The organism is Kineococcus gynurae, assembly GCF_042433995.1.
GTDB lineage: Bacteria > Actinomycetota > Actinomycetes > Actinomycetales > Kineococcaceae > Kineococcus > Kineococcus gynurae.
In genome coordinates, this window is sequence record NZ_JBHLUI010000009.1 from 229,885 (window position 1) to 255,129 (window position 25,245).

The window sequence follows — 25,245 nt, forward strand, 5'->3', positions numbered from 1 at the left end:
CCGTTCCGTCCCCGCCGCTCAGACCAGGTGTCGCCAGTCGAGGACGGGGCCCTGGGGGTCGGCCCCGCCCCGCACGGCGAGCACCAGGGCCTGCACCGCGAAGGCCGTGACCCAGACGTTGGCGTGCACCAGCGGTTCCCCGGCCGTGCCGGCGCCGAACGCGAACCCGCCGTGGACGCGGACTTCGGTCGGGTCCTCGACCTGGTGCGCCAGCACGGTGCCCAGCAGGCGACGGGCCGCCGCCGTACCGCCCAGCCCGTGCAGGGCGGCGAGGCGCAGGGCCTGCGCCACCCCGTCGACCCGCGGGTGCCGGACGACGTCGACCTCGGAGGTCCAGCGCCGCAGGGGGTGACCGGTGGCGTCGGTCGCGGCCAGCAACCACAGCGTGGCCCGTTCGGAGGCGGCGACGAGGTCCGCGCGCCCGGTGGCGTGCCCGACCGACCAGAGCGCCTCGGCCGCGTAGCAGTGCGGGTGGATGTTGGTGGACCCCGGGACGGGGTCGGACGCCGGGTTGGTGACGAACCGGCCGGAGGGCAGCTGGTGGCGCAGGGCGTCCTCGCAGACGGCCACGGCCGCGGCGGTGAACCGTCCGTCCCCGGTCAGCTCACCCAGGGCGGCGAGCCCGATGCCGATCTTGGCGTGATGGACGCCCGGCCGGGTGGACCAGTCACCGGGCACGTCGGGCCAGTCGGTCACCCCGGGGGCCGACGGCCACGGCTGCACGACCCCCGCGGCGTCGACGTGGCGCAGCAACCACTCGCCGGTGTCCACGGCGGTGCGCCGGGCCGGCTCGGAACCGGTCGCGACGTGGTGGGCGACGAGGCCCTGCAGGATGATCCCCGCGTCGAACGTGTAGAGCCGGTCCGCCTTGCCCTGGAAGCGCCCGACGGCGGCCGAGGCCTCCAGGCACCGGAACGCACCGGGCTCGGGCTGCACCGCGGTGGCGAGCCAGTGGACGGCGCGGTCGGCGTCGTCGAGGACCGTCGCCCCCGCGTGGGGACCCTCGCCGTCCTCGATCGCGTCGGGGAGGATGTCGCCCGCTCCCGCCGCGAGCCAGGCGGCGTAGGTGACCAGGTAACCGGTGACCTCGGAGTACTCGAACGGGTAGGCGTCCTGCTCCCGGTCGAACCACGAGTGGTAGCCGCCGGACGGGCTCTGGATGCCCGAGCGTCGCAACCAGCGTGCGCCGCGGGCGGCGGCGGCCAGCGCGTGCGCCGGGACCTCCACCGGGTCGGGGGTCACCACCGGGTCGGAGGTCGCCGCCGACGGGGTGGCGTCGGGGGCGGCGGGGAACGCGTGGGTCCGGTGCACCGGGCTGGTCCTCTCCGACGACCCCGGGCCGCGCGCACGCGCGGAGGAGACCACGGAGGAGGTCGTCGCCGGGAGTCTGGCACCGCGTCCCCCGGCGCCGGGGCCCGAACAACCGGACGGCGCACGAGGTTTCACGCACACGCGAGCTGTGCTCACGCTGAGGTGAGACCCGTTCGGCGGCAACCGGTTCACTGCGTCACCGACGACCCACCCCGAGTTCCGGGGTGGGCCGCAGGGCGACGGTCAGCCGGCCTTGGCCCGCCGCCGCCGCGACGGGGTCGTGGCCGTCCCCAGCAGCTCGCGCAGAAACGTGCCGGTGTAGCTGTCCGGGTGGGCCGCGATGTCCTCCGGCGTCCCGGCGGCCACGACGGTGCCCCCGCCGCCGCCGCCCTCGGGGCCCATGTCGACGATCCAGTCGGCGCATTTGATCACGTCGAGGTTGTGCTCGATCACCAGGACGCTGTTGCCCTTGTCGACCAACCCCTGCACCACGCCGAGCAGCTTGCGGATGTCCTCGAAGTGCAGGCCGGTTGTCGGCTCGTCCAGCACGTAGACGGTCCGTCCGTTGGATCGGCGCTGCAGCTCCGAGGCCAGCTTCACGCGCTGCGCCTCGCCCCCGGACAGGGTGGTGGCCGGCTGCCCCAGCCGGACGTAGCCCAGACCCACCTCGGTGAGCGTGGTCATGAACCGCGAGATGGCCGGCACCGCGGCGAAGAAGTCGGCGGCCTCCTCGATCGGCATGTCCAGCACCTGGGCGATGGTCTTGCCCTTGAAGTGCACCTCGAGGGTCTCGCGGTTGTAGCGCGCCCCGTGGCAGACCTCGCACGGCACGTAGACGTCCGGAAGAAAGTTCATCTCGATCTTGAGCGTGCCGTCACCGGAGCACGCCTCGCAGCGCCCGCCCTTGACGTTGAAGGAGAACCGGCCCGGCTGGTAGCCGCGCAGCTTCGACTCCGGCGCGGAGGCGAACAGCTTACGGATGTGGTCGAAGACGCCGGTGTAGGTCGCCGGGTTGGAGCGCGGGGTGCGCCCGATGGGGCTCTGGTCGACGTGCACGACCTTGTCGAGGTTCTCCAGCCCGGTCACCGACTTGTGCCGGCCGGGGACCCGGCGCGCCCCGTTCAACCGGTTGGCCAGGACGGTGTAGAGGATGTCGTTGACCAGGGTCGACTTGCCCGACCCCGACACCCCGGTGACCGCGCACAGCGTGCCGAGGGGGAACTCGACGGTGACGTCCTTGAGGTTGTGCTCCCGGGCCCCGGTGACGACCAGCTTGCGGGCCGGGTCCAGCGCCCGACGCTGCTCGGGCACCTCGATGGCCAGCTCGCCCGAGAGGTAGCGGCCGGTCAGCGAGCGGGGGTTGCTCAGCAGCCCGGCGAGGTCGCCCGAGTGCACGACCTCGCCGCCGCGCTCCCCCGCCCCGGGGCCGAAGTCGACGATGTGGTCGGCGATGCGGACGGTGTCCTCGTCGTGCTCGACGACGATGAGGGTGTTGCCCAGGTCGCGCAGCCGGGTGAGCGTGTCGATGAGGCGGCGGTTGTCGCGCTGGTGCAGCCCGATGCTGGGCTCGTCCAGCACGTAGAGGACCCCGACCAGGCCCGAGCCGATCTGTGTGGCCAGCCGGATGCGCTGGGCCTCGCCGCCCGACAGCGTCCCCGCCGGACGGTCCAGGGACAGGTAGTCCAGCCCCACGTCGAGGAGGAAGCCCAGCCGGGCCTGGATCTCCTTGAGGACCTGCGCCGCGATCTTCTTCTCCCGCGCCGACAGGGTCAGCGTGTCGAGGAACCGGGCGCACTCGTCGATCGGCAGTCCGCAGATGTCGGAGATGGAGCGGTCGCCCACCCGGACGGCCAGCGACGACGGCTTGAGGCGCGCGCCCCGGCAGACCGGGCAGGGCGTCTCGCGCATGTAGCCCTCGAAGCGTTCCTTGCTCCACTCCGAGTCGGTCTCGGCGTGCCGACGCTTCACGAACGGCACCACGCCCTCGAAACCGGTGGAGTACTGCCGCTCGCGCCCCCACCGGTTGCGGTAGCGGACGTGGACCTCGTGGTCCTTGCCGTGCAGGATCGCGTCGCGGGCCCGCTTCGGCAGGGCCCGCCACGGGGTGTCCATGCCGAAGGAGAGGTCGTCGGCGAGCGCCACCAGCAACCGCTGGAAGTAGTCGGCCGACCCCTGCGTCCACGGGGCCACGGCGCCCTCGGCGAGGGTCAGGTCCTCGTCGGGGACGACGAGGTCCGGGTCGACCTCGAGCTGGGTGCCGATCCCGGTGCACTCGGGGCAGGCCCCGAACGGGGAGTTGAAGGAGAACGAGCGGGGTTCGATCTCGTCGATGTCGAGCGGGTGCTCGTTGGGGCAGGCCATCGCCTCGGAGAAGCGCCGCTCCCCCTCGGGGCCCTCGACGTCCACGAGGTCGGCGACGAGCAGACCGCCGGAGAGCCCCAGCGCGGTTTCGACCGAGTCGGTCAGCCGCCGCTTCACCCCTTCCTTGGCGACGAGACGGTCGACCACGACCTCGATGGTGTGCTTGAGCCGTTTCTGCAGGATAGGCGGGGACTCCAGCGAGACGACGTCACCGTCGACCCGGGCGCGGGCGAACCCCTTGCTCTGCAGCTCCCGGAACAGGTCGGCGTACTCACCCTTGCGCTCGCGGACCACCGGGGCCAGGACCTGGAAGCGGGTGCCCGGGGCGAGCTCCAGGAGCTGGTCGACGATCTGCTGCGGCGTCTGCCGACCCACCGGCTCGTCGCAGACCGGGCAGTGCGGCCGACCGGCGCGGGCGAACAGCAGGCGCAGGTAGTCGTAGACCTCGGTGATCGTCCCGACCGTCGAGCGGGGGTTGCGCGAGGTGGACTTCTGGTCGATCGAGACCGCGGGCGAGAGCCCCTCGATGAAGTCGACGTCGGGCTTGTCCATCTGGCCCAGGAACTGCCGGGCGTAGGCCGACAGGGACTCGACGTAGCGCCGCTGCCCCTCGGCGAAGATCGTGTCGAAGGCGAGGGAGGACTTCCCCGAGCCCGACAGCCCGGTGAAGACGACGAGGGAGTCGCGGGGCAGCTCGACCGAGACGTCCTTCAGGTTGTGCTCGCGGGCACCACGGACGACGAGGTTCCCCGAGGACGGAGCCGCCGCGGGCGCGCTGCGGGCGGCCCGGGAACGGGACGTCGAGGTCGAGGCAGGGGGACGGGAGGACGTGCGAGAGGCCACGGCACCACAGTAGGTGCCCCCTCCGACATGACCCGCCGAGATCGCGGGCCCTGGACCAGGGCCCACCCCCCGTCGCCCCCCGCCGTCGCGACCTCCCGGCCCTCGGGCGGGTCGGCGCACCACCCCCGTCACGCTCAGTACCCTTCTAGCATGGTGGAGAACCCGGGTGGGAGAACGGCGGGACCGGGAGCGGTGCGCTGGCTGGACGCCGAGGAGCAGCGGGTGTGGCGCACCTGGCTCGCCTCGACGCGGCTCGTGCTGGAACGCGTGGAGCGCCGGATGCAGCAGGAGTCGGGACTCGTCTTCACCTACTACGAGATGCTCGTGCGCCTCTCCGAGGCCCCGGGGCGACGCCTGCGGATGAGCGCCCTGGCCGAGACCTCGCTGTCCTCGCGCAGCCGGACCTCGCACGCCGCGGCCCGGCTGGAGGCCGAGGGCTGGATCCGCCGGGAGGCCTGCGAGAGCGACGGGCGCGGGTTCGAGGCGGTCCTGACCGACGCGGGGCTGGCGGCGCTGGAGGCCGCGGCCCCCGCCCACGTCAGCACCGTCCGCGAGACGCTGTTCGACCGGCTGAGCCCCGAGCAGACCCGGCAGCTGCGCGAGATCAGCGAGGTCCTGCTCGGTCACCTGACCGCCACGGGTTCGGTGTCCCCGGTCCCGCTGTGCCCCGAGCAGGACGAGGCCGTCGACCTCGCCGTCTGAGGGCTTCAGCCGCCCGTCCGGGTCCAGCGCTCGACGGTGGTGGCCGGCCCGGCCCAGTCGGAGGTCTCCCGGAAGCCGGCCGCGCGCAGGGTCCGGGCATCGGCGGCGTCCTCGTCGAGGGGTTCGCCGACGGCCCGGACCACCCACACCGTCCCCGTCCCGGAGAGGTCCTCGGCGCGCAACGGGGCGGTGTCGGGCCACAGCCCGGTCCGGCTCGGGAGCCGGGTCGGGTCGGACAGGTCGGCGACGGCGTCCGGGTAGGAGTCGCCCAGGGCGCGGGTGTCGCCCGGGAACACGTCCAACGGGCCGTAGAGGACCACGTCGCCGGGACGCGTCACCGCCCGGAGGTGGTCGACGACGAGGGCCCAGTCGGAGGCCTCCTTGGCGACGACCTGCCGCTGGGCGAGGTAGCCGGGGGCCAGCAGCACCCCGGCCGCCACCCCCGCCGCGACCAGCACCGGCGCCCGCAGCCGCTGCAGCGCCAGCGCCAGCAGCAGCGCGAAGGCCGGGGCCGTGAACGTCAGGTAGCGGGGGTAGTAGCGCGGTTCGACCACGGAGACCGCGACCAGGACCAGCAACGGCACGAGCAGCCAGGGCAGGGCGACGGACGCCACGGTCGCCGTGGCGGTCGCACCCTCGTCGGGGCCGTGGGCGGCGGACGGGCGCCGCCCCCGCAGGGCCAGCAGACCCAGCACCCCGCCCACGCCGGCCACGGCCCACCCGAGCACCCCGACCAGCTTGGCCCCCAGGAAGAACTGGTCGGCCACGACCATGCGGGCGATGGCCGCGTCGATCCGGGGCAGCCAGTAGACCTGCGCCGACTGGGTCGCCACCAGGGCACCGAAGAGGAGCGTGAAGGCCCCGAGCGCTCCTGCCGCGACGAGGGCGGCCCGTCCGGGGCGCCGACGCAGCAGGAGCAGCGTCACCAGCTGCGCGGGCAGCAGCAGCGCGGTGTAGAGGAAGCAGACGATCGAGAGCGCCCCGAGCACGCCCCAGAGCGTCCAGTCCCTCCGGGCCGTGCGGCCCGACGAGCGGCCGTCCAGCGCGCGGAGGAAGGCCCACGTCCAGAGCACCGCCAGGGCCAGCGCCCACGCGTAGGAACGGGCCTCCGTGCCGGCCCAGGTGACCCGGGGCAGCACGAGCAGCGCGATCCCGGCCGTCAGCGCCAGCCGGCGACCGCCCAACCGGTGCCCGAGCAGGACCGTCCCGGCGACGGCCACCCCGACGCCGATCGCGCTCGGGATCCGCAGGGCGAACGGCTCCACCCCGACGACGGCGGCCCAGGGCCGCAGCAGCACGTAGTAGAGGGCGTGCACGAGGTCGACCTCGCGCAGCATGCCGCCCAGGTCTCCCCACCCGGCCTGCACCGCGAGAGCTGTCGCGGCCTCGTCGTACCAGGCCGAGGGCCGCCAGGCGAGGAACCCGGCGACCACGGTGGCGAGCACGCCGAGGACGAGCGCGTCACGGCGGGCGGTCGAGGACCGCTGCGGCGGGAGGTCGAGCCTCTCGGCGCACGGGGGGACGGGACCCGGCGTTCGGGTCGGGCTCGGCATGGGCCCCAGTCTGACCACGGCGACCGGTGATCGTGGCCGTCCGGTCGGTCGCGGCTCTCAGGGTCGACTCAGCCGCGCCTCACACGCCTTGGGCGGCCCGCATCCCCCGCAGCTCCTTCTTGAGGTCGCCGATCTCGTCGCGCAACCGGGCCGCGAGCTCGAACTGCAGCTCGGCCGCGGCCGAGTGCATCTGGTCGGACAGCTGCTGGATCAGGTCGGCCAGGTCGGCCTGGGGCAGCGAGGACCGCGCGGCGCGCTCCGCCTCGCCCGCCGGGGCTCCTTCGAACCCGGCGGCCCGACCCGAACGGGGCGCCGGGGCGCCGCCCCCCGTCTTGCCGGCCCGACCCTTGGAGCTGCGACTGCCCGTCCCGGTCGCGGGCTTGCCGCGCGACTGGGCCCGCCCGCTGCCGCCCTGGGTGGCCGCGAGCAGCTCGGCGGTGTCGGCGTCCTCCCGGGCGATCTGGTCGGTGATGTCCGCGATCCGCTTGCGCAGGGGCTTCGGGTCCACGCCGCGTTCGCGGTTGTAGGCGATCTGCTTCTCGCGACGCCGGTTGGTCTCCTCGATCGCCTGGGCCATCGACGGGGTGATCGTGTCGGCGTACATGTGCACCTGGCCCGACACGTTGCGGGCCGCACGCCCGATGGTCTGGATCAACGACTTGGCCGAGCGGAGGAACCCCTCCTTGTCGGCGTCGAGGATGGCGACGAGCGACACCTCGGGCAGGTCCAGGCCCTCCCGCAGCAGGTTGATCCCGACCAGGACGTCGTAGTCACCCTGCCGGAGCTCGCGCAGCAGCTCGACCCGGCGCAGCGTGTCGACCTCGGAGTGCAGGTAGCGCACCCGCACCCCCTGGTCCAGGAAGTAGTCGGTGAGGTCCTCGGCCATCTTCTTGGTCAGGGTGGTGACGAGAATGCGCTCGTCCTTGGCCGTGCGTTCGCGGATCTCGTGCAGCAGGTCGTCGATCTGCCCCTTGGTGGGTTTGACGACGACCTCCGGGTCGACCAGTCCGGTCGGGCGGATGATCTGCTCGACCACCCCGTCGCCGCGGGAGAGTTCGTAGTCCCCCGGGGTCGCGGAGAGGTAGACGGTCTGCCCGACCCGCTCGAGGAACTCCTCCCAGCGCAGCGGCCGGTTGTCCATCGCCGAGGGCAGCCGGAACCCGTGGTCGACCAGGGTCCGCTTGCGCGACATGTCGCCCTCGTACATGCCCCCGATCTGCGGGACGGTCACGTGGGACTCGTCGATGACCAGCAGGAAGTCCTCGGGGAAGTAGTCCAGCAACGTGTTCGACGCCGACCCGGGTTCGCGCGCGTCGAAGTGCCGGGAGTAGTTCTCCACCCCCGAGCAGGCCCCGACCTCGCGGAGCATCTCGATGTCGTAGGTCGTGCGCATGCGCAACCGCTGGGCCTCGAGCAGCTTGTTCTGCTTCTCCAGCTCCTCCAGCCGCTCCGCCAGCTCGGCCTCGATCGTCCCGACCGCCCGCTCCAGCCGTTCGGTCCCGGCGACGTAGTGCGAGGCCGGGAAGATGTAGATGTACTGCTCCTCGCGCAGCACCTCCCCGGTCAGCGGGTCCAGCGTGTAGAGCCGCTCGATCTCGTCGCCGAAGAACTCGACGCGGATGGCGTGCTCCTCGTACATGGGGATGATCTCGACCGTGTCACCGCGGGCCCGGAAGGTGCCCCGGGTGAAGGACAGGTCGTTGCGCGTGTACTGCATGCCGACGAACCGGCGCAGCAGCTCGTCGCGGTCCATCGTCTCCCCCACCTGCAGGGTGACCATGCGGTCGACGTACTCCTGGGGCGTGCCGAGGCCGTAGATGCAGGACACCGTGGCGACCACGACGACGTCGCGGCGGGTCAGCAACGAGTTGGTGGCCGAGTGCCGCAGCCGCTCGACCTCCTCGTTGATCGCCGAGTCCTTCTCGATGTAGGTGTCGGACTGCGGCACGTAGGCCTCGGGCTGGTAGTAGTCGTAGTACGACACGAAGTACTCGACGGCGTTGTTCGGCAGCAGCTCCCGGAACTCGTTGGCCAGCTGGGCGGCCAACGTCTTGTTCGGGGCCATCACCAGGGTGGGGCGCTGGACCTGCTCGATGAGCCAGGCGGTGGTCGCCGACTTCCCCGTCCCGGTCGCCCCGAGGAGCACCACGTCCTGCTCGCCGCCGTTCACCCGACGGGCGAGCTCGGCGATCGCGCTCGGCTGGTCGCCGGAGGGAGAGAACTCCGAGACCACCTGGAAGGGCGCCACTCGCCGCTGGATGTCTGTCGTCGGCCGCATGCTGGCGACTCTAGGACTCGCCTCCGACATGAGCCCGGGCAGCGAGCTCCAGGGGGCGCAGCCGCTGCTCCCAGAGGTCGGCGACCAGTCCGGGCAGGGGGTCGGGCGCCCCGGGCTCGCGCCGGGGGTTGGGCAGGACGACATCGGCCGCGGCCCGGCGCTCGGCGTCCTCGGCCTGCGCCGCGATCCGGGACCGGGCCTCCTCCTCGGTCATCCCGCGCCCCTCGACCAGGCGCCGTACCCGCTCCTCGACCGGGGCCTCGACCACGACGACGACCGCGAACCGCCCCGCCTGCCCGGTCTCGACCAGCAGGGGGATGTCCTCGACCACGATCGCGTCGGCGGGCAGTCCCGCGACGATCTCGTCGCGCCGGGCCGCCACCCGCGGGTGCACGATCGCGTTCAACCGGGCCCGCGCCTCCGGGTCGCCGAAGACGCGGCGCCCCAGGGCGGGCCGGTCCAACCGGCCGCCGGGGGCGACCTCGGGCCCGAAGGCCGCGACGATCTCGGCCAACCCGGACGTGCCCGGCTCCACGACCTCCCGGGCCAGGACGTCGGCGTCGACCAGGACCGCGCCGCGCTCGACCAGCAGCCGCGCCACCGTCGACTTGCCCGCCCCGATCCCGCCCGTCAACCCGATCCGCAGCACGGCGGGACCCTACCGGGGCCCGGCTCACGGGACCGGCCAGCACCCGTCGAGCTCACGCAGAGCGGCGGGTCGGCACCAACTCGGCCCCCCGGTCGGGGTCGGCGTCGAGCAGGCAGGCCGGCAGGACGACCGGACCGGCCCCGGGGTCGTGCGAGGCCGAGGGGCAGGCCGGGAGCGGGGTCCGACCCGCGAGGGGCCGGGCGTCGGGGAGGAACGGTGAGATCTTCCACTCCTCCCCGGGCCCTTGCCGGACGAGCAGGTACTCGCCCCACCACGGTTCGGCCGGCTCCCCCGGGTTCGTCCACGTACTCGATCTGACTCAGGCGACCGCCACCCCGGGCACGACCCGCCGGACGCGCCTCTCTCCCGCCTCGTCGCGCCCGTCCCCGCCACGCTCGACGGCCGCGAGCACCCGTCGGCCTCCGCGGTGAGCCGTTCTCGCCGCCGCCAGGGCGAGACGCTCCTCCGACACCATTCGACGCACCAGGGACGACGAACGGCCCGGGCCCCGCCGAGAGAACTCGACGGGGCCCGGGCCGCAGCAGGGGGAAGGGGTCAGCGAACCCCGCCGCGCCGCTTGTTGTAGACGTCGAACGCGACGGCGAGGAGGAGGACCAGGCCCTTGATGACCGACTGCAGGGACTGGTTGACCCCGAGCAGCTGCATCCCGTTGGAGATGACACCGACCAGCAGACCACCAATGATCGCGCCCTGGACCTTGCCGACCCCACCGGTCACGGCCGCACCACCGATGAAGGCGGCGGCGATGGCGTCGAGCTCGAAGGAGTTGCCGGCGCCCGGCTGGGCCGTGTTGGACCGCGAGGAGAAGATCACACCGGCGACCGCGGCCAGGAACCCCATGTTGACGAAGATCCAGAAGTTCACCCAGCGCACGTTCACGCCGGAGAGCAGGGCGGCCGAGAGGTTGCCCCCGATCGCGTACACCTGGCGACCGAACACGGTCGAGCGCATGACGACGCTGTACACCAGGATCAGGACGCCGAGGATGATGAGGACGATCGGCAGACCGCGGCTGTGGGCGAGCTGCCAGGCGAAGGCCATGACCACGAGCCCGACCAGCACCAGCTTGAGGATGAACAGCGGCATGGCCTCGACGACCTGCTGGTAGCGGATCTTGGCGAGCCGCGTGCGCAGCTGGGTCGCCACGAAACCGACGACGGCGAACGCCCCGATGAACAGCGTGAAGGCGTCGTAGCCATACCCGCCGAACAGCCCGTTGAGGTACCCGGTGGCGATGGTCGTGTACTGCTCCGGGAACGGCGACAGCGAGACGTTGTTCAGCACGTACTGGGTCAGACCGCGGAACAGCAGCATCCCGGCCAGGGTGACGATGAACGCCGGGATCCCGATGAACGCGACCCAGAAACCTTGCCAGACACCGATGACCAGGCCGACCCCGAGGGCGGCCAGCACGCCGACCCACCAGGGCTGCCCGTTGCCGATGACCAGTTGGGCGGAGACCGCACCGGTGAGCGCCACGACCGACCCGACCGACAGGTCGATGTGCCCGGCGACGATGACGATGAGCATCCCGATGGCCAGCACCAGGATGTAGGAGTACTGCGAGACGATGTTCGTGATGTTGCCGGGGCTCAGCGACACCCCGTCGGTGAGGACCGCGAACAGCAGCACGACGACCACGAACGCGATGTAGATGCCGCTCTCGCGCAGGTTGTTGCGGATCGCGACGAGGGGGTTGGCGCTGCCGGTCCGGGGGGTCGGCGGGGCGCTCGTGGGCGCCGTCGAGGTCGTGCCGCTCATGCGGGGTGCTCCTGCGTCTGGGTCTCGGTCGGGTTCTCGGGGTGCGGGTCGGCGGAGGGGTTCCGGCTCCGGTCCTTCGTCATCAGCGTCATCAGGCTCTCCTGCGTCGCCTCGGCGATGGGGAGCTGACCCGTGATGCGCCCGGCCGACAGGGCGTAGATGCGGTCGCAGATCCCCAGCAGCTCGGGCAGCTCCGAAGAGATGACGATGACGGCCTTCCCGCCGGCCACCAGCCGGTTGATGATGGTGTAGATCTCGTACTTCGCCCCCACGTCGATGCCGCGGGTGGGCTCGTCGAGGATCAGCACGTCGGGGTCGGAGTAGATCCACTTGCTGAGGACGACCTTCTGCTGGTTCCCACCGGAGAGTTTCCCGGTGATCGCCGCGACGGTCGGGGCCTTGATGTTCATGGAGCGCTTGGACTCCTCGGCGACCCGGATCTCCTCGTTGGCGTTGACGAACCCGCCGGAGGTCAGTTTTCCGAGCGCGGCAGCGGAGACGTTGCGCTTGATGTCGTCGATCAGGTTCAGGCCGTACTTCTTGCGGTCCTCGGTGGCGTAGGCGAGACCGTGCTTGACCGCCTCGCGCACCGAACGCGCCTGGATGGGCTTCCCGCGCTTGAAGATCTGACCCTCGACGTAGCGGCCGTAGGAACGACCGAAGACGCTCATCGCGAGTTCGGTGCGCCCGGCCCCCATGAGCCCGGCGATGCCGACGACCTCCCCGGCGCGCACGTCCAGGCTGGCCCCGTCGACGACGCGCCGGTCCTGCACGGGGTGCTCGACGGTCCAGTTCTCGATGCGCAGGACCTCCTCGCCCGGGTGCGACTCGCGCTCGGGGAACCGGCTGTCCAGGTCGCGGCCGACCATCCCGCGGATGATGCGTTCCTCGGTGACCGCGTCGGCGCGCATGTCCAGGGTCTCGATGGTGCGACCGTCGCGGATGATGGTGGTCGAGTCGGCGATGGCCTCGATCTCGTTCAGCTTGTGCGAGATCATGATGCTGGTCATGCCCTCGTCCTGCAGCATCCGCAGCAACCCGAGCAGGTGCGCGGAGTCGGTGTCGTTGAGGGCCGCGGTCGGCTCGTCCAGGATGAGGAGCTTGACGTCCTTGCTCAACGCCTTGGCGATCTCGACCAGCTGCTGCTTGCCCACCCCGAGCTGCCCGATGGGGGTGGTCGGGTTCTCGTCGAGGCCGACGCGTTCGAGCAGCCTGGCCGCCTCACCGTTGGTGCGGTGCCAGTCGATGAGCCCCGAACGACCCTTGATCTCGTTGCCCAGGAACAGGTTCTCGGCGACGGACAGGAACGGGACGAGCGCCAGCTCCTGGTGGATGATGGCGATCCCGGCCCGCTCGGAGTCGGCGATGCCGGCGAACTGGCCCAGCTGTCCGTCGAAGTGGATCTCGCCCTCGTAGGTGCCCACCGGGTAGACCCCCGACAGCACCTTCATGAGGGTGGACTTCCCCGCACCGTTCTCCCCGCAGATCGCGTGCACCTCACCGCGGCGGACCGAGAGCGACACGTCCGACAGCGCCTTCACGCCGGGGAAGCTCTTGCTGATGGAACGCATTTCCAGGATGTTCGCGGTCATCGACGCGCTGTCCCTCTCCAACCGATTTCGTGGACGGACGGTCCGGGCCGGGGGAACCGGCCCGGGCGCCCGGTGCCCGTCCGCTCCGGGGAGCGGGCGGGCACCGGGACGACGGGACCGGGTCAGGCCTGGCCGGCGTCGACCTGGGCCTGGGTGTAGTACTTCGTGTCGACGAGCGCGGTCGTGATGTTCTCCTTGGTCACGATGACCGACTCGAGGAGGTAGCTCGGCACGACCTTCTTGCCGTTGTTGTAGGTCTCGGTGTCGTTGGCCTCGGGTTCCTTGCCCTCGAGGATCGCCTGCGCCGCCTTGACCGCCTCACCGGCGAGGTTGCGGGTGTCCTTGAAGATGGTCGAGTACTGGACCCCGTCGTTGATGAGCTTGACCGAGGCGATCTCGGCGTCCTGCCCGGTGACGATCGGGAGCTTCTTGCCCCCGTTGCCGTACCCGTTGTTCTGCAGGGCGGTGATGATGCCGCGGGAGATGCCGTCGTAGGGCGACAGGACGCCGTCGACGGAGCTGCCGTCGTTGTAGGTGGAGGTGAGCAGGTTCTCCATGCGCTCCTGCGCCACCGACTGCTGCCAGCGCAGGGTCGCGGCCTGGTCGATGCTGGTCTGACCGGACTTCACGACGATCTTGCCCGAGTCGATGAAGGGCTGGATGACGCTCTGGGCGCCCTTCCAGAAGAACCCGGCGTTGTTGTCGTCCAGCGAACCGGCGAACATCTCGACGTTGAACGGGCCGGCGACGTCGGTCTCCTGGCCCTGCGCGTCGAGCAGGCCGAGGCCCTGCAGCAGCGAGGTGCCCTGCTGCACACCGACGTTCTCGTTGTCGAAGGAGACGTAGAAGTCCACGTTCTCCGAGTCGCGGATCAGGCGGTCGTAGGAGATGACCTTGATGTTCTGCGCCGCGGCGTTGGCCAGCTGCGAGCTGAGCGCGGTGCCGTCGATGGCGGCGACGATGAGGATGTCGTCGCCCTTGGTGATCATCTGGTCGAGCTGCTGCTGCTGGGTGGGGATGTCGTCCCCGGCGTACTGCAGGTCGACCTTGTAGCCCAGGTCCTCGAGCTGCTTCTTGACGTTGTCACCGTCCGCGATCCAGCGCTCGGAGGTCTGGGTCGGCATGGCCACCCCGACGGTCACCTCGTCGGGGGCCTTGCTCTCGCCCTGCCCCTCGGCGGGACCCGTCCCGGCACCGCCCCCGCCGCAGGCGGCGAGGGTCAGGGCGAGGCCGGCTCCGAAGACGGCCAGGGCACTACGACGCTTCATCACGATGAGAACTCCTCTGTGAGCTCGTGACTGCAGGACGCCTCGACTCGACGTCCTGACGATGGGGGTTTCGCCCGTCCTGGGCTGGATTGCGCTGCGCCGCACGGGCTCCCTCGTCCCGCGCCGGCACCAGCAGTGGTCCGACTCTCAGCATTGTTAACGTTGCCAACTCGCGCCGTCAAGCACGCCGGGCTGACCGCGACCTGATCGTGACCCGGCGTTCGGCTGAACGGTGGAGGGCATCCCGTCCCCGTCCCGGAGGGGTTACGCTGCAGCCGGGTCGGTGGTCCGGGTCCGACAACCCCCGCCCGCACCCATCCAGCGTCCCCGCCCGCCGTCGGTCGGGGGCCCCACAGGCAGGAACTCCGCCATGCGGCCCGATCCTCCGATCGGCGCGCCCTCGGACACCTCCGAGACGCGACTCCCCGTGCTGGCCGACGTCGCGGAACTCGCGGGGGTCTCCCAGCAGACCGTCTCGCGCGTCGTGCGCGGATCCCCCGGCGTCGCCCGGCGCACCAAGGAACGGGTCGAACGCGCCATCGCCGAGCTCGGGTACCGGCCCAACGCGGCCGCCCGGGCCCTCGTCACCCGCCGCTCGCACCGGATCGGCGTCGTCGCCGCCGGATCGGCCCTCTACGGTCCCGCCCGCACGCTGGCCGGGGTGCAGGAGGCGGCCCGGGCCGCGGGGTACTCGGTGACCCTCGTGATGCTCACCGAGATCACCGCGCGCAGCGTCGACGAGGCCCTGGCCGAGCTGCAGGACACCGGCGCCGAGGGGGTCGTCGCGGTCGTCCCCGAGGACGCCTCGCAGGCGGCCTTCGACGCGCTCGCCCCCGGTTTCCCGTGCGTGCTCGCCCCCGGACTGGACGGGGCCGGCGACGCCGACGAGTACTGGCACGAGGTCGCGGCCGCCCGCGACGTCGTCCACCACCTGCTCGACCTCGGTCACCCGACCGTCCACCACGTGGCCGGACCGCGGGACTGGGCGGAGTCCCGGGCCCGCGCGACCGGGTGGCGGACCGCCCTCGTGGAGCGGTTCCGGCACGTCCCCGCCCCGCTGCGCGGGGACTGGTCGGCCGCCTCGGGCCACGCCGCGGGCAGCGTGCTCCCCGCGGAGGCCACCGCGGTCTTCGTGGCCAACGACCACATGGCGATCGGGGTCGTCCGGGCGCTGGCCGAGGCCGGACGGAGCGTCCCCGCCGACGTCAGCGTGGTCGGTTACGACGACGTGCCCGAGGCGGCCTTCCTGAACCCCCCGCTGACCACGGTCCACCAAGACTTCGAGGAGGTCGGGCGTCGCTGCGTCCGCCTGCTGCTCAGCCGGTTGCACGACCGGGTCGTCGAACCCGGGGCCATCCATCCGACGCTGGTGGTCCGGGCCAGCACCGGCCCGCCGCCGCGCTGAGACCGGCCGCGACGACACGAAGGCCCCCACCGCTCGCGCGGTGGGGGCCTTCGTCAGGTGGTGCGGACGGCTCAGTTGCCGCCGGTCAGCTTCTCGCGCAGGGCGGCGAGGGCCTCGTCGGAGGCCAGCGTGCCACCGGCCTCGGGCGCCTCGGAGGTGTACGAGGACGGGGTGGAGGACGAGGAGCTGCTGGAGCTGCTGCTCGCCGCGGCCGGGGTGCTGGTGCCCTCGGCCTCCGCCTTCGCCTCGGCCTCGGCGGCCTCCGCGACCTGCTTGCGGTGGGCCTCCCAGCGCTCGTGGGCCAGCGCGTACTGCGCCTCCCACTCCTCGCGCTGCGACTCGTAGCCCTCGAGCCACTCGTTGGTCTCCGGGTCGAACCCGTCGGGGTACTTGTAGTTCCCCTGCTCGTCGTAGTCCGCCGCCATGCCGTAGAGCGACGGGTCGAACTCCTCGCCCAGCGCGGCCAGCGACTCGGTGGCCTGCTTGAGCGAGAGCGAGATCCGGCGACGCTCGAGGTCGATGTCGATGACCTTGACGAAGATGTCGCTGTTGACCTGGACGACCTGCTCGGGCACCTCGACGTGACGCTCGGCCAGCTCGGAGATGTGGACCAGGCCCTCGATGCCGTCGTCGACGCGCACGAACGCACCGAACGGGACGAGCTTGGTGACCTTCCCGGGCACGACCTGACCGATCGCGTGGGTCCGGGCGAACTGCTGCCACGGGTCTTCCTGGGTCGCCTTCAGCGACAGCGAGACGCGCTCGCGGTCCATGTCGACGTCCAGCACCTCGACGGTGACCTCCTGGCCGACCTCGACGACCTCGGAGGGGTGGTCGATGTGCTTCCAGGACAGCTCGGAGACGTGGACCAGACCGTCGACGCCGCCGAGGTCGACGAACGCACCGAAGTTGACGATCGAGGAGACGACGCCGGACCGCACCTGGCCCTTCTGCAGGGTGGTGAGGAAGTTCTGGCGGACCGCGGACTGGGTCTGCTCGAGCCACGCCCGGCGGGACAGGACCACGTTGTTGCGGTTCTTGTCCAGCTCGATGATCTTGGCCTCGATCTTCTGGCCCACGTAGGGCTGCAGGTCGCGCACGCGACGCATCTCGACCAGGGAGGCGGGGAGGAAGCCGCGCAGGCCGATGTCCAGGATGAGCCCACCCTTGACGACCTCGATGACGGTGCCCTCGACGACCTCGTCGGCGTCCTTCTTGGCCTCGATCGTGCCCCAGGCGCGCTCGTACTGAGCCCGCTTCTTGGACAGGATCAGACGGCCTTCCTTGTCCTCCTTCTGGAGGACCAGAGCCTCGACCTCGTCGCCGACGCCGACGACCTCGTTGGGGTCGACGTCGTGCTTGATGGAGAGCTCGCGGGAGGGGATGACACCCTCGGTCTTGTACCCGATGTCGAGGAGGACCTCGTCCCGGTCGACCTTGACGATGGTGCCGGAGACGATGTCACCGTCGTTGAAGTACTTGATGGTGGCATCGACCGCGGCGAGGAAGTCCTCAGCGGATCCGATGTCGTTGATCGCGATCTGGGGAGTCGTGCTCGCCGGTGCGGTCGTGGTGGTGGTCATGGAGGTAGGGGCTCCGTCAGGGACAGTCGAAGGGGACCCACCGGTGGTCCGGGGGTCACGGGCGGGCATCCACCCGGATTTCCAGGACACGCACCGCTCGCGGGCCCAGCCTACTCGTTGCCCGAGGGCCCGGGCAAAGCGCCACGGTCGGCGACGAGGATCAACGTCCCGGGGAGCAGCTCGCCGCGCAGACGGCTCCAGCCGCCCCACACCGCCTCCCCGGCGTACCACTCGGGTTCCACCAGGTCGCGGACCACGAGACCGGCCCCGACCAGCAGCCGCACCCAGTCCCCGACCGTCCGGTGGTGCTCGGCGTAGCTGACGACGCCCTGCTCGTCGCGCTCCACGTAGGCCCGGCGGTCGAAGTAGGACAGCTGGACGGTCAACCCCTCCGGCCCCGGGGAGTCCGGCAGCGTCCACCGCACGGGGTGCGGGACGCTCGCCGCGAACCGTCCGCCCGGTCGCAGGACCCGGGCCACCTCGGCCAGCACCGCGCCGGCGTCGGCCACGAAGGGCAGAGCCCCGTAGGAGGTGCACACCACGTCGAACGTGGCGTCGGCGAAGGGCAGCCGCCGGGCGTCGCACTGCAGCATCGGGGTGCGCACCCCCGCCGCCTCGTCGACCAGGACGCCCTCGCGCAGCATCCCGAGGGACAGGTCCGTCGCGAGGACCTCCGCCCCCTGGGTGCGCAACCAGCGGGCGCACTGCCCGGACCCGGCTCCGATCTCCAGCACCCGGCGGCCCGCGACCTCGCCCAGCAGGTGGACGTCGGCCTCCCGCATCCCGTCCGGCCCCCAGACGAAGTCGGAGCCGGCCTCGCCGTCGCCGAGGAACGCGCCGTGCTCGCGGCGGTAGTCCCCCGCCTCGGCGTCCCACCAGGACCGCTGCGCGGCCACGGTCTCGGCGGCCCCGACGCGCTGGTAGCCGACGGGCGCGAAGCCCGCGCCCGACGACCCGCCCGCCCCCGCGCCCGGCCCCGTGCTCAGTGCCCCGCCTCGTGCCAGGAGCGGCCCGCCCCGACCGAGACGTCGAGCGGGACGGCCAGGTCCGCGGCCCCGGCCATCGTGCGCCGCACGAGGGCCTCGAGCTCCTCCCGCTCCCCCGGGGCGACCTCGAGCACGAGCTCGTCGTGCACCTGCAGCAGCAGCCGGGAGCGCAGACCGGACTCCCGCAACCCCTGGTCGAGGTCGAGCATGGCGACCTTGATGATGTCGGCGGCCGAACCCTGGATGGGCGCGTTGAGCGCCATCCGCTCGGCCATCTCGCGGCGCTGGCGGTTGTCGCTGGTGAGGTCCGGCAGGTAGCGACGCCGGCCGAGGATCGTCTCGGTGTACCCGGCGGTCCGGGCCTCGGCCACCACGCCCTGCAGGTAGTCGCGCACTCCGCCGAACCGTTCGAAGTAGTCCTCCATGAGGCCCTTGGCCTCCTCGGTGGAGATCTTGAGCTGGTTGGACAGGCCGAACGCGCTGAGCCCGTAGGCCAGCCCGTAGGACATGGCCTTGATCTTGGCCCGCATCGCGGGGGTCACCTCGGCGGGTGCGACCCCGAAGACCCGGGACCCGACGAAGCGGTGCAGGTCCTCCCCCGAGGTGAACGCGGCGATCAGCCCCTCGTCGGCCGAGAGGTGCGCCATGATCCGCATCTCGATCTGGGAGTAGTCGGCCGTGAGCAGGCTCTCGTAGCCCGGACCGACGACGAACGCCTCGCGGATCCGGCGGCCCTCGTCGGTGCGGATCGGGATGTTCTGCAGGTTGGGGTCGGTCGAGGAGAGTCGTCCCGTCGCCGCGATCATCTGCTGGTAGGTGGTGTGGATCCGGCCGTCCTCGGCGACGGACTTCTGCAGCCCCTCGACGGTCTGCCGCAGCCGGGACGCGTCCCGGTGCTCCAGCAGGTGCTGCAGGAACGGGTGCTCGGTCTTGACGAACAACGCCGCGAGGGCGTCGGCGTCCGTCGTCCACCCCGTCTTGGTCCGCTTGGTCTTGGGCATCTCCAGCTGCTCGAAGAGCACCGTCTGCAGCTGCTTCGGGGACCCGAGGTTGATCTCGGTGCCGATGACCTCGTAGGCCAGCCGCTGGGCCTGCGCGACCCGTTCGGCGAAGTGGGCCTCCAGCGCGGCGAGCAGCTCGCCGTCGACGGCGATCCCGACCCGCTCCTGGCGCATCAGCACCCCGACCAGGGGGAGCTCGACGTCGCGCAGCAGCTCGGCGCCGTTGCGGGCCTCGAGCTCGGTGGCCAGGACGTCGGCCAGCTCGACCATGGCCAGGGCGCGGACCATGCCGTCCTGGGCGCGCTGCAGGTCACCCCCGCCGATCGGCCCGTCGGACCCGTCGAGGGTCAGCTGCTCGTCGACCGGGTCGGCCGCCGCCGGCCCCTCGACGCGCAGCTCGCGCTTCAGGTGGCGCAGGGCCAGGTCGGCGAGGTCGTAGCTGCGCTGGTCGGGGCGGCAGAGGTAGGCGGCGAGCGCCGTGTCGACGACGACCCCGTTCAGCTCCCAGCCCCGGGCGGCCAGCGCGTGGGCCGGGCCCTTCACGTCGTGACCGATCTTGGGCCGCCCCGGGTCGGCCAGCCAGGCCGCGAGCGCCTGCTCGTCGGCCTCGGCGAGCGTCGCCGGGTCGAGCCAGGCGGCGGCGCCGTCGGACGAGGCGAGCGCGAGGCCGGTCGCGTCCCCGCCGCCCCGCCCCCAGGTCCCGCTGACGTGCACACCGGTCCGGCCGCGGGCGTGCTCCTCCAGCCAGGGGCCGACCTCGCCGTCGGAAAGGACGCCGCCCTCGACGCCGAACCCGCCCTCGGCCTCCGGCTCGGCGGAGGTGAGCGTCTCGAACAGCCGCTCGCGCAGCACCCGGAACTCCAGCCCGTCGAAGACCGTGTGAACCTCCTCGCGGTCCCACGGACGGCGGAACAGGTCCTCGGGGGCGAGCGGCAGCTCGAGGTCGCGCACGAGCGCGTTGAGGCGGCGGTTGCGGATCACCCCGTCGAGGTGCTCGCGCAGGCTGTCACCGGCCTTGCCCTTGATGAGGTCGGCGTTGCCGATGACCCCGTCCAGCCCGTCGTAGAGACCGATCCACTTCGCGGCGGTCTTCGGTCCGACACCGGGCACCCCGGGCAGGTTGTCGCTGGTCTCGCCGACCAGCGCGGCGAGGTCGGGGTAGCGCTCGGGCTCGACGCCGTACTTCTCCTGCACGGCCTCCGGGGTCATCCGGGCCAGGTCGGAGACCCCCTTGCGCGGGTAGAGGACGGTGACGTCGGGGCCGACGAGCTGCAGGGCGTCGCGGTCCCCGGAGGAGATCAGCACCTCGTACCCGAGGGCGGTCGCCTGCGTGGTGAGGGTGGCGATGACGTCGTCGGCCTCGTACCCCTCCTTCTCGACCATGGGGATCCGCAAGGCCTGGAGGATCTCCTTGACCAGCCCGACCTGGCCGCGGAACTCGTCGGGGCTGCTGGAGCGGTTGGCCTTGTACTCGCTGTACTCCGTCGACCGGAACGTCTGCCGCGACACGTCGAAGGCGACGGCCACGTGGGTCGGGTCCTCGTCGCGCAGGACGTTGATGAGCATCGCCGTGAACCCGTACACCGCGTTGGTCGGCTGGCCGGTCCGGGTGTTGAAGTTCTCGACCGGCAGCGCGAAGAACGCCCGGTAGGCCAGCGAGTGCCCGTCGACCAGCAGCAGCCGGGGCCGGGTGGCGGGGGCCGCGGCGGGAGCGGTGGAGCGCGTGGTGGCGGAGCGGGTCGCGGCGGGGGGTGTCACGCGGGCCAGGCTAGCCGCGCCCTTCGACACGGGACCCGGCCGCTGGTGGAGCGGCCGGGTCCGTCGGGGTCCGTCGGGGTCCGTCGGGGTCCGTCGGGGTCCGTCGGGGTCCGTCGGGGTCCGTCGGGGTCCGTCGGGGTCCGTCGGCGTCCGTCGGCGTCCGTCGGTCCGCCGGGACTCAGCGACCGCCGGTGGCCGTCAGCACCCGTTCGGGGACCCCGCCCGGCGTCGCGGCGTTGGGGACCAGGTAGGAGACGAGGGCCTGCGAGAGCAGCCCGATGGTGGCCACCGAGGCCTCGGTGCCCCAGGCCCCGGTGGTGACGACGAGCGTGGCCAGGGCGGCCAGCGCGGTGATCTGGGTGACCCACCACTTCCGGGTCGGGCGGCGGCTGCGCACCGTGGCGGCGAACGGTGCACCCGGGGTGGTTCCGGCCGGCGGGGACAGCGGGACGGGGACGGGCGTGGACATGACTCCTCCTGCGGGTGACGGGACGGGTGACGGGACGGGTGACGGGACCGGTGACGGGACCGGTGACGGGACCGGTGACGGGGACGGGAACGGGAAGGACCGCTAGCGGAACGTCGCGTCCGGGTGCGGGTCGGGGCTGCGCGGGACGCGGCGGCAGAGGACGCCGACGACGAGGGTCTCGGCGCTGCGCAGGACGGTGCGGGCCCGCAGGACGACACCGACCGTCGCCCCGGCCGGGTCGGCCGGGTCGAGGACGACCTCGGTGACCTCCCCCGACTCCACGTCGTAGACCGGGCAGTGCACCGAGACCCGGTAGCGACCGGCCGGCAGCGGGAGCACCAGTTCGGGCCCGGTCGTGTCCTGCTCGGCGACGGTGACCGGGCCGGACGCGTCCAGCCGCTGGACGAGCACCCGGGCGGTGGCGTCCAGGACCCGGACCGTCCCGTCCGAGGAGACCAGCGACGTCCGCACCGTGAGCGGGGCCGTGGGGATGCGCGGTGGCCGGGGCCGGACGACGTCCTCGGGGACCCAGGGCCCCCCCGGGACCCAGGGACCCCTGGGTCCCCAGGGCCCCCGGGGTCCCCGGATCACGTCCAGCAGTGCACCCGGGTCGCGGGGGCCCACGACCCGTCCGGATCGGAGGGCGGGCTCGACCAGGGCGGGCAGCACCCGGGCCCCGGCCTCCAGGAGCAACCCACCCCCCGCCGTGGTCGTCCGCACCGTCTCGCTCCCCTCCGGCGAGACGACGCGGACGGGGCTCTGCCGGACGGGTTCCCCACCCGCGTCCAGCACGGTGGCCGCCGTCGCGGCGGTGACGAGGTCGGGCCGGCGCCGGGACCAGCGTTCCCGCAGCTCCGCGACCAGGCGCGGGTCCGGGGGGTCGACCGGGGCCGGGCGGGCCGGGAGCACCCGGCGACCGGCGTCCGGACGCTGCCCCGGGACGAGCTCGCGCCACCGGAGGTGACCGAGACGCGCCTCGGCGGCGCGGAAACCCCAGGGCCCCAACCGGACCCCCTCCCGGGCCGAGTCGGGGACGAGCGCCTGCCGCCCGGTGATCTCCAGGTTGCGGACCACGACGACCCCGACCACGTAGGCCGGGACGGTCCCGGTCGGCGGATCGGCCCCGTCGGAGACCGGGTTCTCGGCCACCTGCCAGCGCCAGTTCCGCGCGCCCAGCAACTGTTCCCACATCCAGGGTCGCTCGACGCCCAGCACCTGCACCTCGCAGGTCAGCGTGTCGACGGCCGCGTCGTCGAGCTCCACGTCGTCGGCCAACGACAACGGAGGCAGCAGCGGTGATCCCTCCGCGGCCGCCTCGACGTCGGCCCGGCAGACGCGGACCCGGACCCAGTCCGCCTCCTGCAGCCGGGAGGGCCGGAAGATCGCCTGGAGATGGGTCTGCTGGCTGATCACTGAGGTGAGTTCGCCGAAGGGCTGACCCAGCATCGCCGCGGCCTGCCGGCAGCGGGGTGGGATCCCGCCCCCGCTCTCGTGGAGGTAGGCCCGTTCGGCGGCCCCCAGTCCCGATGCCGCCTCGAGTGCGTCCAGGAGTTGCCGGCGACCGGCGATCGCCGCCGTGAGCGCGTCCCGGAGGTCCTCCTTCTGGACGGTCTCGCCCGGTGCCGCCCTCGTGAGTTCCGCCAGGACGTTCGTCAGGCGCGTCTCGTCGACGAGGAGGGCCCTCCGCTCGGCGAGGAGCTGCGCGTACGCCGGCGTCGGCACCCCGACGGCCGCGTCGAGGAAGAGCACCTTCTCCGCCCGTTCGACGGCGGCGGCGCCCTCCGGCGTGGTCGCGTTCGCGAACTCGACGTTGGCCAGCAGCCCCGGCCAGACGTCGGAGAGGAAGGCCCCCGAGCGCCAGTCCTGGACCCGGTCACCGTCCTGGATGCGGTCCACGACGGTGGAGAGGACCACCGCGGCCTCGACGGCCTCCGGCGAACTGAACGCCCGGGTCGGGTCGGCCAGGACGGCCAGGTGCTCCTCGGCCAGCGGGGTGCTGCTCGGCGAGGTGGCGAGGTAGCACTCCTTGCCGAGCAGGCGCTGCGCGGTGGCCGCGACGCGGTCGAGCAGGGCGACCGCGGCCCGGGTTCCCACGACGCTCAGACCCAGGCCGTGATGGCCGGGTCCGGGTTCGGGCTCTGCGGCAGCATGTAGCACATGAAGCCGAGCAGCTGCAGGCCGTCGATCTTCACGCCCTGATCCTGGTGCGACCCCTCCCGGTGCCAGGAGGACTCCGTCGCGGTGTGCCTGGCCCCGAACGAGAACGGGCCGAACGAGAAACCCCCGCCCCCCGACGCCTTGTCGAACTCCGAGCGCAGGGCGCTGTTGCCCTCCCCGAAGTCCAGGCTGAGGTCCTTGACGAAGATGCAGTCGGTCGTGATGGCCGGCATGAGGCCCTCCGGGGGGCGGCGTCCGTCGCTGACCATCCGCCCGGCGAGCACGGCGTTGTTCGCGTCGAAACGCCAGAAGGAACTCAGCAGGTAGTCCAGGGCCAGCCAGGGACGGGAGATGGGCACCCGGGCCAGCTTGCAGCTCATCGAGAAGCGGGTCGACTCGAAGGTCCGGTCGAACTCCTGGTGCGTCACCTGTCCCCCGCCGCCGACCGTGAACGCACCGACGCTGAAACCACCGCCCGCCTTGGTCGACCGCGACCGGAACGTGTGGTTGCTCTCGAAGGAGCTGGAGTTGAAGTAGAACTCCGTCCACCCCGAGTCCGACGAGGCGAACGCCGAAGAGGCGGGCGCGCTCCAGGGGAAGTTCGTGTTCGTCGAGGGGTTGGTGAGCATGCTGCGCAGGAAGTCCTCCTTGTAGCGCTGCTTCAGCAGGACGAAGGCGCGTTCCTCGACCGACTGGATGGCCGCGGTCAGCCGCTCGTAGTCGCCCTTGTGACCGGCCCCGGACCAGTCGGCCATCGCCTGCCGCAGCCTGAGCTGCATGAGCGGTCCGTTGACCGCCATCCGGTGCACGGCCTCCTGGTCCTGGCCGCCGAGGGCGGCGATCCGGGTGTTGTTGTACTCCATGGCCGCACCCAGGTAGGCGGTCATCTTCTCGTTGTAGGCCTTCACCAGCGGGGCGTCCTCGGTGACCTCGACCTCCTCCTCGGTGACGACGTCCTTCTCCTTGCGCGTCGTCACCAGCTTGGAGCGCCACCGGTCGACCTTGGCCGCCGTCTCGGCGTCGGGTTCGTTGTCGTACACCTGGCTGTGCTGCAGGGCCGTCGCGTAGACGCGGGAGACCCGGGCCTCGGGGTTCCAGACGGTGATCCGCCCGTTGTCGATGATCCCCGAGGTGTCGGGGACCAGGTCGACGAGGGTGGCGAAGTTCTCCGCGCTCATGTACTTGCGCAGGGCGTCCGCGGCGAGCTGCTGCTCCACCGACGGACCCTCCTCGGCGGGGGCCGCCGCCGCGGGTTGCGGGCCGGTGGAGGCGACGAGGTCCTGCTCGTCGACGTTGCGGCGGTACACGCCCGAGAAACCCTCCCGGGCGTAGTCGAAGTCGGCGGGGTCCATGGGGATCCCCACGTTGAGCACGGCGAGGTAGTGGTCGTCGCTGCGCGGGACGACGTCCCCGTCGCCGTTGAGCAGGACGTCCTGGATCTTGCCCAGGACGGAGTTGACCAGGATTGCGGGGGCCACGTCGGCCATGACGTCCTCCAGGGGAGCGGGTCGCGGATGGATGAACTGATGGATGGATGGGGATCGGGT

General features: G+C 72.2%; 16 protein-coding genes. 2 read left to right on the forward strand and 14 right to left on the reverse strand.

What is annotated here, in order from left to right; all coding sequences use genetic code 11:
• Positions 1–18: 18 nt before the first annotated feature.
• On the reverse strand, positions 19–1,311 hold the full coding sequence (locus ACFFKU_RS12700; protein WP_380138439.1) for a hypothetical protein: 1,293 nt from the start codon (positions 1,309–1,311) through the stop codon (positions 19–21).
• A 243-nt stretch (positions 1,312–1,554) separates the two neighbouring features.
• Positions 1,555–4,515, reverse strand: a complete 2,961-nt coding sequence (gene uvrA, locus ACFFKU_RS12705; RefSeq protein ID WP_380138441.1) for an excinuclease ABC subunit UvrA — start codon at positions 4,513–4,515, stop codon at positions 1,555–1,557.
• Between the two features lie 150 nt (positions 4,516–4,665).
• Here uvrA and ACFFKU_RS12710 point away from each other — a divergent pair, with 150 nt between their 5' ends.
• A complete protein-coding gene (locus ACFFKU_RS12710; protein ID WP_380138443.1) occupies positions 4,666–5,217 on the forward strand; it encodes a MarR family winged helix-turn-helix transcriptional regulator in 552 nt (183 codons plus the stop codon).
• A 5-nt stretch (positions 5,218–5,222) separates the two neighbouring features.
• Here the strand turns inward: ACFFKU_RS12710 and ACFFKU_RS12715 are convergent, their stop codons facing one another.
• The 6 genes from ACFFKU_RS12715 to chvE form a co-directional block, all read right to left on the reverse strand.
• On the reverse strand, positions 5,223–6,770 hold the full coding sequence (locus ACFFKU_RS12715; RefSeq protein WP_380138445.1) for a glycosyltransferase family 39 protein: 1,548 nt from the start codon (positions 6,768–6,770) through the stop codon (positions 5,223–5,225).
• A gap of 79 nt (positions 6,771–6,849) precedes the next feature.
• On the reverse strand, positions 6,850–9,048 hold the full coding sequence (uvrB, locus tag ACFFKU_RS12720) for an excinuclease ABC subunit UvrB (RefSeq protein ID WP_380138447.1): 2,199 nt from the start codon (positions 9,046–9,048) through the stop codon (positions 6,850–6,852).
• 10 nt (positions 9,049–9,058) lie between these two features.
• The gene (gene coaE, locus ACFFKU_RS12725) at positions 9,059–9,697 is read right to left on the reverse strand and encodes a dephospho-CoA kinase (RefSeq protein WP_380138449.1); all 639 of its coding nucleotides are present in this window, start codon (positions 9,695–9,697) and stop codon (positions 9,059–9,061) included.
• A 555-nt stretch (positions 9,698–10,252) separates the two neighbouring features.
• Positions 10,253–11,479, reverse strand: a complete 1,227-nt coding sequence (gene mmsB, locus ACFFKU_RS12730; protein WP_380138451.1) for a multiple monosaccharide ABC transporter permease — start codon at positions 11,477–11,479, stop codon at positions 10,253–10,255.
• Positions 11,476–13,071, reverse strand: a complete 1,596-nt coding sequence (gene mmsA / locus ACFFKU_RS12735; protein WP_380138453.1) for a multiple monosaccharide ABC transporter ATP-binding protein — start codon at positions 13,069–13,071, stop codon at positions 11,476–11,478. Before mmsA ends, mmsB begins: the two co-directional genes overlap by 4 nt.
• Positions 13,072–13,193: 122 nt before the next feature.
• A complete protein-coding gene (gene chvE / locus ACFFKU_RS12740; RefSeq protein WP_380138454.1) occupies positions 13,194–14,339 on the reverse strand; it encodes a multiple monosaccharide ABC transporter substrate-binding protein in 1,146 nt (381 codons plus the stop codon).
• A 370-nt stretch (positions 14,340–14,709) separates the two neighbouring features.
• On the opposite strand from chvE, the gene ACFFKU_RS12745 reads away from it, so the two are divergent.
• The gene (locus ACFFKU_RS12745) at positions 14,710–15,744 is read left to right on the forward strand and encodes a LacI family DNA-binding transcriptional regulator (RefSeq protein ID WP_380138456.1); all 1,035 of its coding nucleotides are present in this window, start codon (positions 14,710–14,712) and stop codon (positions 15,742–15,744) included.
• Positions 15,745–15,815: 71 nt separating this feature from the next.
• Here the strand turns inward: ACFFKU_RS12745 and rpsA are convergent, their stop codons facing one another.
• The 6 genes from rpsA to ACFFKU_RS12780 all read right to left on the reverse strand — a co-directional run bounded on the left by rpsA (position 15,816) and on the right by ACFFKU_RS12780 (position 25,185).
• A complete protein-coding gene (rpsA, locus tag ACFFKU_RS12750) occupies positions 15,816–17,327 on the reverse strand; it encodes a 30S ribosomal protein S1 (RefSeq protein WP_380138458.1) in 1,512 nt (503 codons plus the stop codon).
• 110 nt (positions 17,328–17,437) lie between these two features.
• Positions 17,438–18,223 carry a class I SAM-dependent methyltransferase gene (locus ACFFKU_RS12755; protein WP_380138460.1) on the reverse strand — a complete coding sequence of 262 codons (786 nt, stop codon included), beginning with the start codon at positions 18,221–18,223 and terminating at the stop codon, positions 17,438–17,440.
• Positions 18,224–18,309: 86 nt separating this feature from the next.
• Positions 18,310–21,072 (reverse strand): DNA polymerase I, encoded by a 2,763-nt coding sequence (gene polA, locus ACFFKU_RS12760; RefSeq protein WP_380138462.1) that lies wholly within the window; start codon positions 21,070–21,072, stop codon positions 18,310–18,312.
• A 178-nt stretch (positions 21,073–21,250) separates the two neighbouring features.
• Positions 21,251–21,541: a hypothetical protein gene (locus ACFFKU_RS12765; RefSeq protein ID WP_380138730.1), complete on the reverse strand. Its 291-nt coding sequence runs from the start codon at positions 21,539–21,541 to the stop codon at positions 21,251–21,253.
• Positions 21,542–21,643: 102 nt separating this feature from the next.
• Entirely contained in the window at positions 21,644–23,635 is a 1,992-nt protein-coding gene (locus ACFFKU_RS12775; protein ID WP_380138466.1) for a hypothetical protein, read from the reverse strand.
• Positions 23,636–23,640: 5 nt separating this feature from the next.
• Positions 23,641–25,185: a hypothetical protein gene (locus tag ACFFKU_RS12780; protein ID WP_380138468.1), complete on the reverse strand. Its 1,545-nt coding sequence runs from the start codon at positions 25,183–25,185 to the stop codon at positions 23,641–23,643.
• Positions 25,186–25,245: the final 60 nt, after the last annotated feature.

Bases quoted from the DNA above. Each gene is read 5' to 3' on its own strand.
- ACFFKU_RS12710 (WP_380138443.1), top strand. From the start codon at position 4,666: ATGGTGGAGAACCCGGGTGGGAGAACGGCGGGACCGGGAGCGGTGCGC.
- ACFFKU_RS12715 (WP_380138445.1), bottom strand. From the start codon at position 6,770: ATGCCGAGCCCGACCCGAACGCCGGGTCCCGTCCCCCCGTGCGCCGAG.
- uvrB (WP_380138447.1), bottom strand. From the start codon at position 9,048: ATGCGGCCGACGACAGACATCCAGCGGCGAGTGGCGCCCTTCCAGGTG.
- mmsB (WP_380138451.1), bottom strand. From the start codon at position 11,479: ATGAGCGGCACGACCTCGACGGCGCCCACGAGCGCCCCGCCGACCCCC.
- mmsA (WP_380138453.1), bottom strand. From the start codon at position 13,071: ATGACCGCGAACATCCTGGAAATGCGTTCCATCAGCAAGAGCTTCCCC.
- chvE (WP_380138454.1), bottom strand. From the start codon at position 14,339: ATGAAGCGTCGTAGTGCCCTGGCCGTCTTCGGAGCCGGCCTCGCCCTG.
- ACFFKU_RS12745 (WP_380138456.1), top strand. From the start codon at position 14,710: ATGCGGCCCGATCCTCCGATCGGCGCGCCCTCGGACACCTCCGAGACG.
- rpsA (WP_380138458.1), bottom strand. From the start codon at position 17,327: ATGACCACCACCACGACCGCACCGGCGAGCACGACTCCCCAGATCGCG.
- ACFFKU_RS12765 (WP_380138730.1), bottom strand. From the start codon at position 21,541: ATGTCCACGCCCGTCCCCGTCCCGCTGTCCCCGCCGGCCGGAACCACC.
- ACFFKU_RS12780 (WP_380138468.1), bottom strand. From the start codon at position 25,185: ATGGCCGACGTGGCCCCCGCAATCCTGGTCAACTCCGTCCTGGGCAAG.